The sequence below is a fragment of the Hydrotalea flava genome, from assembly GCF_001623405.1.
In the GTDB taxonomy this organism is placed as follows: domain Bacteria; phylum Bacteroidota; class Bacteroidia; order Chitinophagales; family Chitinophagaceae; genus Hydrotalea; species Hydrotalea flava.
Window position 1 is genome coordinate 13524 of sequence record NZ_LUHG01000059.1, and the last position, 19589, is coordinate 33112.

A 19589-nucleotide genomic window follows, 5' to 3' on the forward strand; every position below is an offset into this window, starting at 1 on the left:
AACCACCCTAATTAGTTAAGTTTGAGTTACCACACAAAAACTTTACTAATGTTGGATACAGATAAAAGTTTTGTCGGACAGCCGGTATTATCACAAATATTAGATGTGATACCGAGTTCTTTGATTAATAAAGCGAACAGAAAACATCGGGCTAACCGGTATTATAAGAGGTTGCCATTACGTATTCATGTTGTAAGCCTGTTATATGGCGTACTTAGTTATTGTAATGGTCTTCGTGAACTATGCGAGGGATTGCTGGCTTGCGAAGGCAAATTGCTACACCTGGGTTTTGATAAGGCTCCTGCCCGCCTCCGATACGTTACCTAACTTTTCTGCTAATTTCAGTAATCCTAACTTGCTTTGGATTAATTTTGTTTCTACATTCATTTCTGACAGTTTTTAAAGTGGTTAAATTGTTTGTTATTTCATTCACAATTTAACCCAACTGTCAGATTAAGTTTTAACTATTTCAAATTTATGTTACCTACATCTAAACAAATCATCAGAAAAAAACTAATCCTAACAGAAGAACATCGAATCCTGGCTAAAATATTCAACTTTTAGGGTGTCCCAGTGAGGAAAACAGGAAGAAATTGTTTGCCAATATGATTACAGTGAGTGATAAGGCTACACTTGATGAGTTATATAGGATTGATGGAATTTATTAAAGACACCTATAAAGCATGGAGAAAAACACACAATGCAATCTTTGCTTTTGTAACATAAAAAACAGGGGGTGCTACCCCAAAAATTGACACAGTTTAATTTACACACCCTTCGGCAGTAATTTGCATTAAAGTCATTATTCAAAATAACATTCACATTCCCTCATATTTGGTAAAATTTTCGAGCACTTGGGGTTGAAGTATAGTTATTTTTTTTCCAAAAACCCGAATGATATCCTCTTCTATTAATTCATTTATTATTCTAAAAACGGTTTCATAAGTTGCCCCCGCATAGGAAGCAAGGTCTTGTTTACTCAGTGGAATATTAATGAAGCCCTCCAAATCAAATCCAAACTTATTTGATAGTGAAAGTAATGCGATAGCAATACGTCCCTTAACCTTCATATGTGCCATATTTCGCATTTTTTTTTCAGAAACCTTTAATTCTTCTGCAAAAAACATCATTAATTGAAATAAAAATTCTGTATTTACTTTTAATGTTGCATTGAAAAACTCCATATCTACAAAGCATACGGTTACTGGCTCAAGTGCAGTAGCAGATACAGAGTAAAAATAGTCTTTGCCCAGCCCACGATGTCCGGCAATATCACCTTCTTTTGCAAATCGCACAATCAATTCTTTATCAGAGCCCCATTTCTTATGCACTTTAACTGACCCACTATTGATAAAGTATAGCCCAGACATAAGTTCACCTTCCTTAAAAAGTACCTCTCCTTTTTTGAAATGAAAAACTTTTTTATTTGCATCAATTGCCGGTAACCATTCTTTTAAGCATTGCCTGCACATAAAACAGGTATTCAGATTACAATTCGATTTATTTTTTCGCATACAGGAAACGATAAGTGAGATACGGGTAAACGATATTTTTTCTATTCCTAATCATTTAATTATTTAATCTGTTTCATTTTATTAAACAAGCATCTTCCATATTTTTTTTCCATTGTAAATTAGCTTGGTTTTTTGAGGAAATATAATTCAGGTCATTTTTTTGTAAAAAATCTGCAATTATGGAAGGATGAAGCTTTACTACTTCCCCAACAACGATTATAGAAGGATTTGCAAGTCCTGCATATTGTGATTTTAAGTAAATATCCTTTACTTTTCCAATAATTACTTTTTCACTTTCAGTTGTTCCATCTTGAATAATTGCAACAGGAGTTTCGTTTTTTCCATAACTTGAAAAAATTTGCATGATCTTTTCCAGTTTACTCATTGCCATTAAAATAACGACGGTTGCAGTTGACTGTGCAGCCAATTTTAAATCGGGCGAGATTTTTCCTGCTTTATTTGTACCGGTAGTTACCCAAAAGCTTTCATTAATGCCCCGACTCGTAAGTGGTATCATTTGTGATGCAGGTACAGCAAGTGCACTGGATATGCCTGGAATCACCTCTACCTGAATGCCTGCATTACGGGCAGCATCAATCTCCTCTTGTGCACGACCAAAAACAAAAGGATCTCCCCCTTTAAGTCTCACTACCTTTCCATGCGAAAATGCATATTCAATAATAAGATGGTTAATTTCTTGTTGAGAAAGAGAATGGCATCCATATCGTTTGCCCACAAATTTTTTGACGGCATTTGACTTCGCATATTGCAACAATGTTTCATTTGCAAGTGCGTCATACAATATAACGTCTGCAGACTTAAGTGCATTGATTGCTTTTAATGTAATTAGTTCAGGATCTCCAGGTCCCGCTCCAACTAATAATAAATAAGGATTCGACATAAAATACATTTAATAATAAAAAATGTATTATTTTTTTTCAAAAATAACAATTTATATTTACAATTTCATTATTTTTATGAAATAAATAATAGCTTTATTGATTAAATAATGAGTTTTAGACATTATTTTATTACATAGAATTATAAATAATACGATTATTGCCATTTTTATTAGTTCCTTTTTAATGACCTAAAATCGTTTAAAATGAAAATAGTAATTATTGGCAATGGCATGGTTGGTTATAAATTCTGTGAAAAGTTGCTGAAAAAAGCAAAACAAGATCAATTTGAATTAACAGTATTTGGAGAAGAACCAAGACCAGCTTATGACCGCGTTCATCTAACTGATTATTTTTCTGGCAAATCTGCTGCAGATTTATACTTAGCGCCATCTGACTGGTACAGAGAGAATAATATCCAACTGCACTTAGCTGACCCCATAAAAAGCATAGACAGAAAAAACCAAATCGTGTATTCACATAAGGGTATCAAGAGCTCTTACGATTATCTGGTCATTGCAACTGGATCATCACCCTTTATTCCTGACATTCCTGGCATAGAAAAAAAGGGTGTATTCATGTATAGAACAATAGAAGACCTGGAATTAATGAAGGATTTTGCAAAAAAGGCAAAAAATGGTGCAGTAATTGGAGGGGGGCTGCTTGGTCTCGAAGCAGCAAAAGCTATGATCGATCTCGGCATAGCACATACACAGGTAATCGAATTTGCACCCCGACTTATGCCACGGCAAATTGATGATGTCGGTTCAAAAATTCTTCAATCAAAATTAGAAACAATTGGTTTGAAAATTCAAACGAACAAAAATACGCAAGAAATTATTGGAGATGATTGTATACAAGGATTGATCTTCTCAGATAATTCACAAATCGACGTAGATATGCTGGTAATTTCTGCCGGAATAAAGCCAAGAGATGAACTTGCTAAACAGGCCGGTCTTGAAATTGGGTTACGTGGAGGTATTGTTGTGAATAAAAATTTACAAACCAGTGACGCTCGAATCTTTGCTATTGGTGAATGCGCTTTATATAACAATATGATTTACGGTTTAGTTGCACCTGGTTATGAAATGGCAGATGTTGTAGTATCATACCTTACCAATGGGAATAAAATATTTAATGGCTATGACATGAGCACCAAATTAAAATTGATTGGTATTGATGTTGCCAGCTTTGGTGATCCTTTTATCCAATCTACTGATTGTTGTTCGTTGGTCTATGAAGATACTTTAAAAGGTATATATAAAAAAATAAATATAACTGCAGATGGTAAATACCTTTTAGGTGGTATATTAATTGGAGAGGCAGAAACATATAACATGTTGTTGCAAACAACAAAAAACAAACTGGTATTACCTAAAAATCCCGAAGATATACTTTTAGGGACAGGCAGAAGTGAACCTGGCGCCGGACCAGGTGTTTCAGGCCTTCCAGATGAAGCTTTAATATGCAGTTGCGAAAGTGTTACCAAAAAAGATATATGTCATTCAGTGATACAAGGATGTGAAACAATAGACGCAATAAAACAATGTACAAAAGCAGGTACGGGCTGCGGAGGATGTATTCCAATGGTAAAAGACTTGATGCTCCATGAAATGAAAACACAAGGCAAGTATATTCGAAATGTTATATGCGAACATTTTAATTATTCGCGTCAGGAATTATATGATTTAATCAAACTAAAAAACCTTAAATCATTTGACGAAGTATTGGATGTTTTGGGTAAGGGTGATGGATGCGAATTATGCAAACCGCCTGTAGCTTCAATATTAGCAAGTTTATGGAATGAAATGATATTAAAAAAAGGAAATGACACTGCGCAGGATTCTAACGACCGTTATCTTGCTAATATACAAAAAGGCGGTACTTATTCAGTAGTGCCAAGAATTCCAGGTGGAGAAATTACACCAGATAAATTAATTGTGATTGGTGAGATTGCAAAAAAATACAATCTCTATACAAAGATAACGGGGGGGCAGCGAATTGATATGTTTGGTGCCCATTTAAACGACTTACCAGAAATATGGAAGGAACTGATTGAAGCGGGTTTTGAAAGTGGTCATGCATATGGGAAAGCACTTCGAACAGTAAAAAGCTGCGTTGGTTCAACTTGGTGCAGATTTGGCCTGCATGACAGTGTAAGTTTTGCAATTGAAATTGAAGAAAGGTATCGTGGATTACGTTCACCGCATAAGCTGAAAGGTGGTGTCAGCGGCTGTATCCGTGAATGTGCTGAAGCACAATCAAAAGATTTTGGCATTATTGCTACAGAAAAAGGCTGGAACCTATTTATTTGTGGCAATGGCGGCTCTAAACCCCAGCATGCATTACTCCTTGCAACTGACATTGATAATGAAACATGCATAAAATATCTTGACAGGTTTCTAATGTTTTATATAAAAACAGCTGATCCATTAACACGAACTGCAACCTGGCTCAATAAAATGGAAGGTGGTATTGATTATTTACGCAATGTAATAATTAATGACAGTCTTGGTATTAATCAGCAACTAGAGCAAGAAATGAGCGAACTGATCAAAAGCTATAAATGCGAATGGAAAGAGGTGGTCGAATCACCTGAATTGCGTAAACGCTTCTCGCATTTCGTGAATGCGCCTTCAGAAAAAGATCCTACAGTTCTTTTCGAAAATTTAAGAGAGCAGAAGAAAGCAGCAAATTGGAAATATTAAAAATAAATAAATATTAATATATGAATTTAACAACTTCAGAAATTTCATATCCTCAAACAGAGATGGAGGATAATACCGTTCTATGGCTACCCGCTTGTCATAAAAATGACGTCCCCCTAAATGGCGGTGTATGTGTTAAATACGAAAATGAACAAATTGCATTGTTCCATTTCAGCCGACGTGGTGAATGGTATGCAACACAAAATCTATGCCCGCACAAACACCAAATGGCATTAAGCAGAGGAATAATTGGAACCCAAAACGATGAACCAAAAGTGGCTTGTCCTTTTCATAAAAAAACATTTTCTCTGATTGATGGGCGCTGCATGAACCAAGACGAAGATTGTAATATTAGAACTTTCCCTGTTAAACTGGAAAACGATTTTGTATACATCGGTTTCATCAATAACCACAAGGGAAATATTATGTAAAAGTATTCAAAATATTAAAGCCTGGTAGATTGTACCCTGCCCAAACTCTAAGTTTTAAATAAATACGTTCACTTAAAACCAAACAAACTTACATGAAAAGAAAATTAATTGCTGTGGGAATTTTTGGGATAATCTTTATGTTAAGTTTTGTACCATTACAAGCCCAATTTTCGCTTTCCGGGCAAATAAGGCCAAGATCTGAGTTCAGAGATGGTCAGGGCGCGCCTTTGTCTAATGGTTTAGCTCCTGCCTTCTTCATTTCACAACGCACACGGCTTATTGCCGGTTTTAAATCTTATCGTTTAAAATTTGGTTTGTCTTTACAAGATGTTAGGGTATGGGGGCAGGATGTATCAACAATTAACCAAACAACCACACAAAAGAACAATGGATTAATGTTGCATGAAGCATGGGCTGAAATTTTATTTACAGACACTACCTTGAAAAACAAAGCCCTAAGCTTAAAGATAGGTAGACAGGAATTAATGTATGATGACCAACGCCTAATTGGAAACCTTGATTGGCTTCAACAGGCCAGAACACATGACGTTGCTGTTTTGAAATATGAAACAACCGAATGGATGATACATGTAGCTGGTGCATTTAACCAAAATACTTCAAATACTTCAGGTACCATTTACAACAGCACCCCGCCCGGTAATTATACTGCGAATACCAATGGTGGCAGCATGTATAAAAGTATGGAATTCTTATACATAGGTAAAAAATTAGCAAATGGAAATGTTTCATTCCTGTTTTTTACAGACCAATTCAATAAGTATACTACAGATAGTAATGCAACAAAAATATTCCAAACTGGTGTATGGGGAAGAGCCACTACTGGCTTCTATTTTAATAACCTCTTTTTAAATAGTATTGCTGTAACTGCTTCCACCTATTATCAATTTGGCAAAAATGCAACAGGCCAGCAATTGAGTTCTGATTTACTCAGTGTTTTTGCAAAATATATTTTTAATAAAAAAATTAACACTGGAATTGGAATTGATTATACATCTGGTGGTAAAAGTGGTAACACAAGCAATACTTTTGATCCTTTATATGGAACACCCCACAAATTCTGGGGTCTCATGGATTATTATTATGCAGCAAGTCCATTTGGTAAAGGTGGGTTGGTTGATGTGTATTTAAAAACTAAATACACGCCCTCAGAAAAGTTTTGGATTACAGCAGATTTACATGCATTCTCAAGTGCAACTAGTATCATTAACCCTAATAACCTGGGTAGTAATAAAAAGGGATTGGGCACTGAGCTTGATTTTGTAGGTTCTTATAGTATTACAAAACAAGTTAATATTGAAACAGGTTATTCTCATTATTTTAGTACGGCTTTACTTACTTCACCTAATGTAAAAAATATAGCAAATGCAAGATCAGGGGCAAACTGGGCTTATATTATGTTAGATATAAAACCTCAATTCTTTTTCAAATAAAAATTCAACGCTTCCTAATTACTATTATCTATTTTAAGCAACTAAAAATATTACTTTATTATGCAAGTTTCTTCAAATACAAAACCACTTAATCGATTAAATATATTCAGTATTAAGGGTGTTCAAATGCGCAGTTTTCACATTACCTGGCTAATGTTCTTCGTTTGTTTCTTTGGGTGGTTTGGTCTTGCACCACTAATGCCAACCATTCGTGCTGACCTGCACCTGACAAAATCACAGATTGGCAACCTGGTTATTATTTCTGTTTCTTCTACTATCATTGCCCGATTAATTATAGGAAAATTATGCGATATATGGGGGCCCCGAATAACAGCTGTCTTTTTACTCATCTTTGGATCCATTCCGGTTTTCCTTGTTGGTTTATCAAAAGATTATACTAGTTTTTTATTATTTAGAGCAGCAATTGGGATAATAGGGGCTTCATTTGTAATTACCCAATTCCATACTTCCCTTATGTTCGCTGGTAACATCAAAGGTACTGCCAATGCTTTAGCGGGAGGATGGGGAAATTTAGGAGGTGGTGTAACAAATATGTTAATGCCGCTGATTTTTGCTGCAATTGTTGCTGCTGGTTTTACAAAACATGAAGCATGGCGATACGCCATGATAATTCCAGGAACCATGATGCTGATAGTTGCCATACTCTATTACCGGTATACTAAAGACACTCCGGAAGGAAATTTTTCTGAAATAAACAAAGCTAAAAATAAGAGAAAAAAAACAGATTGGTCAGTGATTCGAGATTGGCGTATATGGACACTTGCATTGGCTTATGCAATGTGCTTTGGTGTGGAAATAACTTTTGACAATGTGGCTTCCTTGCACTTTGTTGATACATTTAAATTATCACAATCTTCTGCCGGTTTTTGGGCAGGTATCTTTGGCTTCATGAATTTGTTTGCCCGTGCGCTGGGAGGAGTTGCATCTGATAAAATAGGAAAAAAGTTCGGAATGAAAGGAAAAGGGTGGCTTTTAGCCATGATGCTTTTGCTGGAAGGCATAGGTATTATCATTTTTGCTCATGCAGGTACTTTAATGTTTGCAATTATTTCCATGCTTTCATTTGCATTATTCCTAAAAATGGCAAATGGTGCAACCTATGGTATTGTTCCTTTTGTCAATGAAAAAAATGTAGGACTTATTAGCGGTATTGTTGGAGCTGGAGGTAATGCAGGAGGTATGTTATTTGGATTTTTATTTAAATCAACAAATATTTCTTATGTACAGGCATTTACGTATATCGGATATATGGTAATTACAGTTGCAGTTGTAGTTTTTATAACTCGTTTTTATAAGGTGGTAAAATCTACATCTATTCATCCAAACACAGAATTAGCTATAGCATAAAAATGTATCTTATAAACTAAGGCAAGTTAATAAAAACAGAAAGCAATAAGGACAATTCATGCCTGAACAAAAAGACATAACAACAAATTATAGCTTAGTGAATAAGTCAGCAATGAATACAACATGTTGCTATTGTGGCGTGGGGTGTGGTATTGTAATAAATAATGACCAACATGGAAACATAATTGTTGAAGGCGATAAAGAACATCCGGTAAACAAAGGCATGCTTTGTAGTAAAGGGATGAATCTGCATTATACTGTAATGGATCAAAGTGACAGACTTTTATATCCTGAAATGCGGTATAATAAAAACCAATTACGACAGCGTGTATCTTGGGACCAGGCTTTAGACAGGGCAGCCGCTGTTTTTACATCACTTATTAAAAAATATGGACCAGACTCAGTTGCTTTTTATGCATCAGGACAATGCCTGACAGAAGAATATTATGTAATCAATAAATTGATGAAAGGGTTTATTGGCAGCAATAATATTGACACCAATTCCAGGTTGTGCATGAGTAGTGCAGTAACTGGGTATAAAATGAGTTTGGGGCAAGACAGTGTGCCTGTTAGTTATGATGATATTGAAATCGCAGATTGCATCTTTATTGCCGGTGCAAACCCCGCATGGTGTCATCCTATCTTATGGCGAAGAATTGAGGCAGCTCTTGCAACGAATCCTAATTTGAAAATTATTGTTAGTGATCCGAGAAAAACTCAAACTACGGCTAAAGCTAGTTTATACCTGCAATTAAATCCTGGAACAGATGTAGTATTGCATCATGCCATAGGTAGAGCTTTAATTGAACAAGGAGATATAGATATCAATTTTATAGAATGTCATACGGAAGGTTTTGAACAATACCGAAATAACGTAATGCAGAGAACAATTGCTGAAGCTGCAATGATCTGCGGTCTGGAAGAAAAAGAAATTTATTTGGCAGCTTCATTTATTGGAAATGCAAAAGGGTTTATTTCGATGTGGGCGATGGGACTTAACCAAAGCGTTATTGGGGTTAACAAAAACCTAAGTCTAATTAACCTTCATCTTATTACAGGCCATATTGGGAAGGCGGGTTCTGGACCATTTTCGCTAACCGGCCAACCTAATGCAATGGGTGGAAGGGAAGTTGGTGGCATGGCTAATCTCTTACCGGCACACCGGGATTTAGCCAATGCAGCAGACAGAATTTATGTACAGAATTTTTGGAAAGGAAAGCAAATATCGCCCAAACCCGGTTACACAGCAACGGAAATGTTCGAAGCATTAAATGATGGCAGACTGAAGGCAATATGGATTGTATCCACCAATCCATTAGTGAGCCTGCCTAATGTTCGATTGGCAGAGGATGCACTAAAAAAAGCAAAATTCGTTGTAGTTCAGGAAGCGTCTAATAAACCGGAAACCTTACTATTTGCAGATATTGTGCTTCCGGCAGCCACATGGGCTGAAAAAGAAGGCACAATGACCAACTCTGAAAGACGAATTTCTTACTTGAACAAAATTGTAGATGCCCCGGGAGAAGCCTTGCCAGATGCTGAAATTATTTGCAGGTTTGCGCAAAAAATGGGTTATAAACAGTTTAATTACAAAACATCATCAGAAATTTTTGATGAGCATTGTGCACTTACTAAAAATACAAAAATTGACATTAGTGGTTTAAGTTATAATATATTAAAAACACAAAAAGGTGTACAATGGCCCTACCCCTCTGGTGAAAAAGGGAGTGGAACTAAAAGATTATTTACAAACCATCAGTTTGATACACCATCTAAAAGGGCAATTATACATACCATCAATGATCATATTGAACTGGAAAAGCCGGATGAAATTTTTCCTTTGATACTTACTACCGGACGTATTAGAGATCAATGGCACACTATGAATAAAACAGGAAAAGTGAATAAACTGAAACTTCACATTCCTGAATCATTTTTAGAAATACATCCTGATGATGCTTCAAAAAGAAATATCAAAGAAAATGATCTGGTAGAAATAAACAGTAAAAACGGACAAGTGCGGGTGAAAGCAAGAATATCACCAAACATAAAACAAGGAGTCGTATTCTTACCAATGCATTGGGGAAAAATTTTAAAAAGCGATCTAAACAGGGCAAACAACCTTACGAATAATTTAGTTGACCCAAAATCAAAAGAACCTGATTTCAAATATACTGCCGTTCAGATACAGCGATATAAAAAGATAAAAGAAAAAATTATTATAATAGGTGCAGGAGCAGGCGCATTTGGATTCATAAAGAGTTACCGTGAACGAAATAAAGATGACGAAATTATTGTTTTTAGCAAAGAAAATTTTCCTTTTTACAATCGGGTTATGCTGCCAGATTACATTAGTGGTTGGCAAAACTGGCAACAGTTAGTAAAAATGACAGATGATGATGAAGATCAATTAAACATTGAATTACACAGAGGTACAAGTATTGAGCAAATTGACAGATTAAATCAAACAGTAACCGATAGCAATGGAAAAATACACCACTATAATAAATTGGTGATAGCAACCGGCAGCCGGGCTGCTAAGCTCCGGGATGTACCTCCATTGAAAGGCATATTTACTATGAGGAACAGAAACGATGCAGATAATTTTAAAAATCATATTGACCCTACTAAAGGAAAAGTAATTATAATTGGAGGTGGTGTGCTAGGAATAGAATTAGCAGCTTCGCTTCGTGAAGTAAACTTGAATGTAACCATTGTTCATCGTAATTCAAGGTTAATGGACAAGCAGTTAGATCAGCTAGGTAGTCAACTATTGCACGAAGAGTTGTATAGTAAGAATATTGAAATTTATTATAATGATGAAATTGAACGCCTAATTGGCAACAATTTTGTTGAAGGAATCAAATTAAAAAGTGGTACAATAATCGCTTGCCAGGCAATTATAATTGCTATAGGTACAGTGCCGAATATTGAACTGGCAAAAGACTGCGGGTTGAATTGTAAGCGAGGCGTGATAGTAAATGAATATCTGCAAACCTGTGATCCAAATATTTTTTCAGTAGGGGAAATTGCTGAATTCAAAGGATTTTTGTATGGGATTACAGCTGCAGCAGAACAACAGGCTGATATTGCAGCAAGATATATTTCAGGTGATATTTCAAAATATTATGAAGGCTCCATAATGATGAATATTTTAAAAATGCATGGTACAGACTTTGTTTCCATAGGCACCATTGAATCTCCCGACAATAAAGATTATGAAGAGGTGGTTTTTATAGATAAGGCCAAACGCTATTATAAAAAATGCCTCATTCAGAATGACAGATTAATAGGGGCAATCCTAATAGGAGATAAAAATGAGTTCCTTGATTTTAAAAATCTAATTGAGAACAAAACAGAGCTTTCAGAAAAACGCCTGTTATTATTGCGTTCAGGCAATAAAACTGAACCGCAGGTGGGCAAATTGATTTGCAGTTGCGGTAACATCGGAGAAGGTAATATTATTAACAAAATTAAACAAGGATATAATGAATTAAAATCATTATGCGAGTATAGCGGTGCAGGTATGGGTTGCGGCAGCTGCAGGCCTGAAGTACAGACCATTTTAGAAAAAACAATGTTAGAATGTATGAATTTAACAGAAGAAAAAAAATAATGACTGTATAGATTTAATCTCAAATCGAAAAGTGATGAAAATAAAAAAACATATTAACTTAAATAAGTTACATTATTTTTTTAAAACTACAAAAAAAATAGAATATTTTCAATTTGAAGAAGATTTTGTTGAGGAAAATGTTCGTTGTATTCCAATGATTGTAAGATTTAAAATGGATGCAGTAGGAATAAAATTAAAATTAAAAGAATGGACTATGATGAATTTACACGAAAAGACAAAACTGGCAACAATTAATATTACAACTAAAAAAGAGAAAAAAAAATATTATAATTATACTAAAATAATTATAAAAAAATACACCGGTTTAGACCCAACAAATTTGAAAATAGAAGATAACCCTGAATGGACAAATATAGAAAAAATTTCAGAAGAATTTTTATTAAAAGCTAGTGAATTCAACCTATCAATTAACCTAAATCAATGGAAAAATTTGAGCGATTTACAACGTTTTGCCTTATTAAAATTGTGCAGACCGGGTCATGAAAATAGAAATTTTATAAAAGCAATAAAAGAATTTAAATTATCCTAAAGAAATTATATGAGACATGCATTTAAATTTAAAATTAATTTCACAGGAGGGATTATCTCGCCAGGATATCTGCATAATATTTTAGAAGCTTTGGAGGAGGCCAGAATTGATAATGTTCGTTTTGGTTTGAGGCAGCAATTACTGATTGATGTATCGCACAAAGAATATGAGAAAGTAGTGGCATCATTAAATTTACATAAGATTCAATATGAAAATAAAACAGATTCTTATCCCAATATCCTCAGTTCATATCCTGCTGAAGAAATATTTATCAGAGATTCATGGGTAAAGGAAGGAGTATATAAAGATATTTTTGATCTGTTTGATTATAGACCTACAATCAAAATAAACATCGCTGATAACAACCAAACATTTACTCCTTTTTTTACAGGAAATATCAACTGGATTGCCTCAAAAAATATTCATTTTTGGTATTTGTATATTCGATTCCCAAAATCAAATACAATTTATCAATGGAAAGATTTAATATATACCAACGAAATTCCACGTTTATCTAAATTTATTGAAAAAATTATTATTGAAAATCCTGAACTATATTATGATAACAACCTAGTTTATGGGAACATTATTTACGAAAAAGTACATTCAAGCATCAGTATTATATCAAAACCAGTCGAAGAGAACCTGTTTCTGCCAGAATTTAAACTTCCTTATTATGAAGGATTTAATAATTATGGTAGTAAATACTGGTTAGGACTATATCAGCGCAACGAATTATTTAAAGTTTCGTTCCTAAAAGATATTTGTAAACTATGCCTGGAAACCAAGATAGGACAGTTATATACAACACCATGGAAATCTTTGATTATAAAAAATATTGATGAAAATCATAGACATTTATGGAGTTTTATTTTAAACAGGCATCGAATTAATGTTCGACATGCTTCCAATGAATTGAACTGGCAGGTAGAAGATACCAACGAAGAAGGCCTTAGCATCAAACAACATATCATTAGGCAATTGGATAAAGAAGATGTTCGTACCTATGGATTATGCATTGCAGTAAAAACTCAACCAAAGTCAGGCGTGTTTGGCTCAATAATTATTAAACAACAATTTAATGTAATAAGAGATAAGTTAAAACCTTCAAAAAAGTTTGATATTTTATATAGTTCAGGCTTCAATCCAAACTCAAAAGAATTGATTGTATTCAGAAACAATATAAGTAAAGAACATTTGGCCACTTACCTTATTTCATTATGCAAATATTATTATGAAAATTTCTGTAAAAATGATTTATTAAAAGAAACCGCAATAAAAGAAGAATACATAGAACCAAATTTCGCAATACAAACTATGGTTTACCAGTGCCGGCAATGTTTAACAGTGTACGATGAAGAAATCGGAGAACCAGAAAATAAAATAGCTCCGGGCACTTTATTTAACGAATTAAACAGTGGTTACAAATGTACGGTTTGCGATGCAACAAAAGAAAACTTTGTATTAGTGAGTAAGGCCTCATTGGGATTACAAGCCATTTAAATCTGCATGAGCATTAATATTTCGAAAACATATTTTTTTATCAGCAGATACAGGTATTTTATAAACACTTAGATGTTCTAGTACAAATTTCATACTATGTTTTAATAGTTGCTTGGTGTAATACATCTGCATTACGAACTCCAATGCTTTTGCAGTATAAATTCCGCATAAAGGTTCAGCTTCACCCTCATTTGTATATACGTATGCATTAAATTTATTTGTATTGTTTTGTTGATATTGACAATATAGATTTTTGATTAATGACAACTCCATAAAAGGCATATCGCAGGCAAATACAAAAAAATCATCGGAAGGTCTATGCAAATGAACGCTTAACAATCCTAAAAGCGGGCCCTTGACTAATAAAGAATTATTGTCGGTAATAAGTTTTTCAGGTGAAAAATATATTTTATATTTTTCTTGCTGAGATTTGTTCACTGAAATAAGTACAGGAATACCAAGTAGGGATAACTTTTCAGATGCGGCCTGAACCCATGTACTATCATCTATAGAAATCATTCCTTTATCTTTCCCCATTCGAGTGCTTTGTCCACCACATAAAATAACGCCATTCATTTGTCTCAATTTTGTTATTTATAAATATTAATTTTTAATTCATATCTATATGTCCTAAATTTTTTTCCGGATTAACAATATTCCTGATAATTCTTTTAATAATTTTTATTTCAGGAAACCCTCCATATTCTTTTCGGTTAAATACTATATCATCATTAATATAAATGTAATAAGCACCGGGCTGCTCACTGGGTTGCAGCGAAACAGCTTTTATATCGGCTGAAAAACTGATTAATATTTCTTGTGCCATATAAGCAGCCCGCAGCAACCAACCGCATTTAGGGCAATATTCAATTGTGATAACTGGCTTCATGTTCTATTTTACATTTCTATTTTGTCGATTTTGTTTTAGCAAAGTTTCTGTTATCTTATTAAGTTGTGCAACTTTTTCAGAAAAATCACCGGTTAAATATTTTCTAATCTGTTGCAGATTATTCAATGTTGTTTCAATATCATCAGGAAAGCTATTCTGTAATATTTCTTTGATTCGCTTAGCCATTGTTGGTGAAACACCGTTTGTAGAGATAGCTATTTTAAGATTTTGTTTTTGCACTATTGATGAAAGATAGAAATCGCAAATCTCAGGGGTATCTGCAACATTGCACAATAATCGTTTCCGCTTCGATAATTCACGTATACGCTTATTTTCGAATTGATTTTCGGTAGCAACAATCACAATATCCTTATCCTTCAAATCTTTAACCATAAATTTTCGATGTATAAGGCTTATTAATGGGTTATTTTCAGTTAACTGTTTAATTTCATTCCGGATTTCAGGAGCAATTAATGTTACTCTTGCCTTTGGTGAATTAGACAGCACGGCCGTAATTTTTTCAAGTCCCACATTGCCTCCTCCAACAATCAGTGTATGAAGTTCTTCTAATTTAAGAAATACAGGGAAAAGATGGTTCATCAAATTGTCATTAAAATGATACAAGAGTATCAGTATAAAATTAGAACAATTTTGTTCATTACGGAGTTAAAAATAAAAACAAAGAGAGTTTTATCTTTTCAACAAATAAATGACTATATTATTGCCTGAAAATTTGCAGTTATCACTTGAACTGGGAAAATCGATTAATGAGCAAAACCGTATTTAATTACTTAGAAGCTGTTTGAGTTAAATAAAAATAAATACTTATACTAAAAGTTGCAGATTTTAGAATAGAAGCCAATCGTTGAGTAAATAATGACTAAAAGAACTACTTTTTTAACTGGCTTTCAGTGGCAAATTGTAAAAAGTTTGCTGCATGTGAAACTAAAACCCAAATGAGATTTAAAAAACATCTGGGAGGCAATATGCTATGTAACACGAACGGGTTGTTAATGGCGAATATTACCGTTGGGCTATCCACCTTGGCAAACGGTATATTGGTATTTTAGGCAATGGACGGTACTATTGAAATAGCCCATCAGGAAATACGCAAGGCAGTAAGAAGAGAACAGGGTAAAAGAGAGTCTACAGGTGCATGCTATTCAGGGTATCGAAAAGTTTGATAACAAGTCTTTCTTTCTTATTGATAAAATTTGGTTTCAGTAAACACAATACTTCCTACAAAAACTGCATTAGCTAAATATTGAGCATAAAAGTACAAACCCTTAAAATAAAATTTATTAAGATAAGGTGTTAGCGTAAAATAAAAGGGAAATCGGATATTTTTCTGTTGATTTATTTTGATGTTAGATTGTAGCTCAAATAGAAAAAAATAAATAATCTTCAATTCATGATGGTCTTGAAAAATTTGAACTTATAATTATATACAAATGAAAAATATTTACATAGTATTATTAATATTACCAATAATATTACTGGCTCAACCTATAAATGCTCAAAACATTAAAGACAGTGCATTTGCTACTATTCATTCCAACATTTTCAGGGTAAATATTGTTTTTCCTGCATTTACTTTAATTAATCCGGGTACCCTTGTTATTGCTAATTATGAAAGAAAGCTGGGCCGGAAGTTTTCGGTAAATACCAATGTAGGTATGGGTATGTCTTTTAAAAAAGTTGGAGGCCTCATACAATCCTATACAAACCAGCATTCATTTATTTGCATCCGGTGAGCTGCGTTATTTTTTCTCCTTAAATCATCGCAATAAAAAAGAAAGGCCAATTGTTAATTTTTCAGGTACCTATTTGGGGTTGGAACAACGTTTTTTATCGCATCCTTTTTTACCATATAATCAAACCATTGATAAAGCTATAGCAGGCCTCCGTGATGTTTATTTGAATATCGGCTATCAACGCCAATACAATTACTTATTATTTTTATGGTATTTTGGTTTGCAGATGGCAGCATGGGACGATACAATTACGGGAAGTACGTTATCATCCGGTGGTTTACAGGCAGGTATTGGCTTGGGTTATGTATTGGGGAGGAGAAGATAAAGAACTACTTATCAATTTAATGCATAGTACACACTCCAATTCTTTAAAATTATGTGAGTTTATGAAAGATACATTCACCGCTTCCCTCTAAAAAATGCCTTCATTAAAAAAGCAGCTTCATCTGCCAATACACCTTGGGTAAGTATTGTTTTGGGATGAAACGGGTATTGCTGTTGCAGGTACCGACTATAACCATTTTTTTCGTCGGCTGCACCATACACAATCCGGCCAATTTTACTCCAATACAAAGCACCCGCACACATCAGGCAGGGCTCTAATGTAACATACAGTGTGGCTTCCGGTAAATACTTCGAACCCAATGCGGCAAATGCCGTTGTTAATGCAATAATTTCTGCATGCGCTGTGGCATCTTTCAATAACTCTACCTGGTTATATCCGCGTGCTATAATTTTATTGTGCTCTACAATAATGGCCCCAACAGGTACTTCATCGGCATCAAAGGCCAATTGGGCCTGTTCCAATGCCTGCCGCATAAAATAAGCATCATCTTTTAAACCATCCATATCAAGAATTTAATCATTTACTTATTTATATATCAGCTTTGCTGCAGAAAATTGGCCCTAAAAAAAAAGAAACCCTTGTTAAAGGGGTTTGAAGTAATGTAATGACGAATTTAATAGTTTAAGGTAATTGCCTGATTTGAATATTTCTAAACCAAACATCATTACCGTGATCCTGTAGGGCAATATGCCCTTCTTTAAACATACCAAAACCCGGCATGTTTTTAAATTTACTGTGGGCAATCATATCTTGCCAGTTACCATCCCAAAGGTTTGTTTTTACCACAACCGTACCATTTAACATCAATTGTAGGGTACCATGGTTGGCAATAATCTCTGCTATATTCCATTCACCAACGGGTTGAACCGTTTCTTTACTACAGGCAATTAAATCATACAAATCGCCGGCGCGGTGTTTATGAATTTTACCATCCGGATGACCATCATTATCTAAAACCTGCATTTCCAATCCGGTATTCCAGGTTTCGTTGTATTTGGCCGGATCGTCTTGTACAAAAAATAAAATACCGCTATTACCGCCTTTTGATATTTTCCATTCCACCCTAAAATCAAAATTGGTATAGGCATTATTCGTCACCAAATCGCCACCACCATCTGTTTGATAGTTTTTTTTATCAGCTGCATTTAAATGAATAGCGCCATCCTCAATTATCCAGGCTTTACCTACGGTAGTTTTGCCATAGCTATGCCATCCGTTAAAGGTTTTACCATCAAATAATGATACCCATCCAGTTTGTGTATGTTGGATGGGTATTTCAAAATCTTTGTTTGTAAAAGCTAAGGAAACAAACAATGCGCTTACCATAAACAGCGCCCCAATTAATTTTTTGTATATCATATAAATATATTTTAAATGATGAATGGCTTACCGGCAGTGCACATTTCCTTATACGCAAATACAACTACGTTATTATGATTTTTTCAATAACAAAATATACTTAACCATTTGTTCTGCATCGGCAACCGATAAATTGGGATGCGGCGTCATAGGTACCTGGCCCCAAACACCTGAACCACCTTTAATAATTTTTGCAGCCAACATGGGTATATCTTTATCGGTATACTTTTTGGCCACATCGCGATAAGCAGGGCCAATTAATTTTTCGTCTACTTTATGGCAGGTTAAACAATCATTTTTAGCTATCAGCGCCAAACCTTTTTTATAATCGGGATTATCTGATAAATCGGTTGATGCAGTTGCGGGTGCAGGTGCAGCAGCTTCGGTTTGTGGGGTAGAAGTTCCTGTAGCGGCTGACTGATCGCCACTATTCTGATTGCTGTTTCCACAGGCATAAGCAAAAAAAGCCATGCTGATTACAATTGACATTTTTTTCATAAAAAACAATTTTTTTAAATAATGGTGCAAAGTTATTTCAATCCCAATACCGAACGGTTAAAATCTTCTGAAGCAGCAGTGCCCGCAAAATCATCAAACGCTTTTTCGGTAACCGGAATAATATGGTTCTGGATAAATGGAGCGCCTTCTTTCGCACCCTGCTCGGCACTTTTAATGCAACATTCCCATTCCAATACCGCCCATCCTTTATAATCGTAGGTAGCTAATTTGCTGAAAATAGCTTTGAAATTTACCTGCCCATCGCCCAGCGAGCGGAACCTGCCGGCACGGTTTACCCAATTCTGAAAGCCGCCATAAACCCCTTGTTTACCGGTTGGGTTAAATTCTGCATCTTTTACATGAAAAGCACGGATGCGTTCATGGTAATAATCAATATAGGTTAAATAATCTAAGCATTGCAGTAACAAATGAGATGGGTCGTATAACAAACAGGCTCTTCGGTGTTGCTCCACTGCATCCAAAAACATTTCATAACTAACTCCATCATGCAAATCTTCGCCAGGGTGTATTTCATAACAAACATCTACATCACATTCATCAAAATAACGCAAAATAGGCAACCAACGGTTAGCTAGTTCTGTAAAGGCAGTTTCTACCAATCCGGCAGGCCGTTGTGGCCAGGGATACATCATGGGCCAAGCCAATGCACCACTAAAAGTAGCATGGGCACTCAATCCTAAAT

At 34.8% G+C, this 19589-nt stretch carries 19 protein-coding genes; 10 read left to right on the forward strand and 9 right to left on the reverse strand.

The window, feature by feature from the left end; all coding sequences use genetic code 11:
- The first annotated feature begins 48 nt into the window (after nt 1–48).
- Nucleotides 49–327: a DUF4372 domain-containing protein gene (locus A0F92_RS15530; RefSeq protein WP_167516866.1), complete on the forward strand. Its 279-nt coding sequence runs from the start codon at nt 49–51 to the stop codon at nt 325–327.
- Nucleotides 328–818: 491 nt separating this feature from the next.
- Here the strand turns inward: A0F92_RS15530 and A0F92_RS06515 are convergent, their stop codons facing one another.
- Entirely contained in the window at nt 819–1514 is a 696-nt protein-coding gene (locus A0F92_RS06515; RefSeq protein ID WP_068243148.1) for a Crp/Fnr family transcriptional regulator, read from the reverse strand.
- Nucleotides 1515–1587: 73 nt separating this feature from the next.
- Nucleotides 1588–2415 carry a uroporphyrinogen-III C-methyltransferase gene (cobA, locus tag A0F92_RS06520; RefSeq protein ID WP_167516867.1) on the reverse strand — a complete coding sequence of 276 codons (828 nt, stop codon included), beginning with the start codon at nt 2413–2415 and terminating at the stop codon, nt 1588–1590.
- A 204-nt stretch (nt 2416–2619) separates the two neighbouring features.
- Here cobA and nirB point away from each other — a divergent pair, with 204 nt between their 5' ends.
- The 7 genes from nirB to A0F92_RS06555 all read left to right on the forward strand — a co-directional run bounded on the left by nirB (nt 2620) and on the right by A0F92_RS06555 (nt 14040).
- The gene (nirB, locus tag A0F92_RS06525) at nt 2620–5121 is read left to right on the forward strand and encodes a nitrite reductase large subunit NirB (RefSeq protein WP_167516868.1); all 2502 of its coding nucleotides are present in this window, start codon (nt 2620–2622) and stop codon (nt 5119–5121) included.
- Between the two features lie 20 nt (nt 5122–5141).
- Nucleotides 5142–5552 carry a nitrite reductase small subunit NirD gene (gene nirD, locus A0F92_RS06530; protein WP_253810233.1) on the forward strand — a complete coding sequence of 137 codons (411 nt, stop codon included), beginning with the start codon at nt 5142–5144 and terminating at the stop codon, nt 5550–5552.
- Between the two features lie 92 nt (nt 5553–5644).
- On the forward strand, nt 5645–7003 hold the full coding sequence (locus tag A0F92_RS06535) for an alginate export family protein (protein WP_068243153.1): 1359 nt from the start codon (nt 5645–5647) through the stop codon (nt 7001–7003).
- A 60-nt stretch (nt 7004–7063) separates the two neighbouring features.
- Entirely contained in the window at nt 7064–8371 is a 1308-nt protein-coding gene (locus A0F92_RS06540; RefSeq protein ID WP_068243156.1) for a NarK family nitrate/nitrite MFS transporter, read from the forward strand.
- Between the two features lie 112 nt (nt 8372–8483).
- Nucleotides 8484–11987: a nitrate reductase gene (locus A0F92_RS06545; RefSeq protein WP_068243159.1), complete on the forward strand. Its 3504-nt coding sequence runs from the start codon at nt 8484–8486 to the stop codon at nt 11985–11987.
- A gap of 34 nt (nt 11988–12021) precedes the next feature.
- The gene (locus tag A0F92_RS06550; RefSeq protein WP_167516869.1) at nt 12022–12537 is read left to right on the forward strand and encodes a nitrate reductase associated protein; all 516 of its coding nucleotides are present in this window, start codon (nt 12022–12024) and stop codon (nt 12535–12537) included.
- A gap of 9 nt (nt 12538–12546) precedes the next feature.
- The gene (locus A0F92_RS06555) at nt 12547–14040 is read left to right on the forward strand and encodes a rubredoxin (RefSeq protein ID WP_068243161.1); all 1494 of its coding nucleotides are present in this window, start codon (nt 12547–12549) and stop codon (nt 14038–14040) included.
- On the opposite strand, the gene A0F92_RS06560 is transcribed toward A0F92_RS06555, so the two are convergent.
- From A0F92_RS06560 to A0F92_RS06570, 3 genes are read right to left on the reverse strand one after another with little or no spacing between them, the layout of a single operon-like run.
- Nucleotides 14026–14616: a molybdenum cofactor guanylyltransferase gene (locus tag A0F92_RS06560; protein WP_167516870.1), complete on the reverse strand. Its 591-nt coding sequence runs from the start codon at nt 14614–14616 to the stop codon at nt 14026–14028. The genes A0F92_RS06555 and A0F92_RS06560 overlap by 15 nt on opposite strands.
- A 34-nt stretch (nt 14617–14650) precedes the next feature.
- The gene (locus A0F92_RS06565; protein WP_068243167.1) at nt 14651–14929 is read right to left on the reverse strand and encodes a SelT/SelW/SelH family protein; all 279 of its coding nucleotides are present in this window, start codon (nt 14927–14929) and stop codon (nt 14651–14653) included.
- Nucleotides 14930–14932: 3 nt separating this feature from the next.
- On the reverse strand, nt 14933–15529 hold the full coding sequence (locus A0F92_RS06570) for a precorrin-2 dehydrogenase/sirohydrochlorin ferrochelatase family protein (protein ID WP_068243171.1): 597 nt from the start codon (nt 15527–15529) through the stop codon (nt 14933–14935).
- Between the two features lie 851 nt (nt 15530–16380).
- Here A0F92_RS06570 and A0F92_RS06580 point away from each other — a divergent pair.
- Nucleotides 16381–16683, forward strand: a complete 303-nt coding sequence (locus A0F92_RS06580) for a hypothetical protein (protein WP_068243178.1) — start codon at nt 16381–16383, stop codon at nt 16681–16683.
- The gene (locus A0F92_RS06585; RefSeq protein ID WP_167516871.1) at nt 16628–17008 is read left to right on the forward strand and encodes a hypothetical protein; all 381 of its coding nucleotides are present in this window, start codon (nt 16628–16630) and stop codon (nt 17006–17008) included. Before A0F92_RS06580 ends, A0F92_RS06585 begins: the two co-directional genes overlap by 56 nt.
- Before the next feature lie 74 nt (nt 17009–17082).
- Here the strand turns inward: A0F92_RS06585 and A0F92_RS06590 are convergent, their stop codons facing one another.
- From A0F92_RS06590 to A0F92_RS06605, 4 genes are all read right to left on the reverse strand, one after another.
- On the reverse strand, nt 17083–17532 hold the full coding sequence (locus A0F92_RS06590) for a nucleoside deaminase (protein WP_068243184.1): 450 nt from the start codon (nt 17530–17532) through the stop codon (nt 17083–17085).
- A 118-nt stretch (nt 17533–17650) separates the two neighbouring features.
- Nucleotides 17651–18388, reverse strand: a complete 738-nt coding sequence (locus A0F92_RS06595; protein WP_167516872.1) for a 3-keto-disaccharide hydrolase — start codon at nt 18386–18388, stop codon at nt 17651–17653.
- Nucleotides 18389–18460: 72 nt separating this feature from the next.
- A complete protein-coding gene (locus A0F92_RS06600; RefSeq protein ID WP_068243187.1) occupies nt 18461–18886 on the reverse strand; it encodes a c-type cytochrome in 426 nt (141 codons plus the stop codon).
- Between the two features lie 32 nt (nt 18887–18918).
- Nucleotides 18919–19589, reverse strand: a 671-nt coding sequence (locus tag A0F92_RS06605) for a sugar phosphate isomerase/epimerase family protein (RefSeq protein WP_167516873.1), incomplete at its 5' end; no start/stop codon positions are given.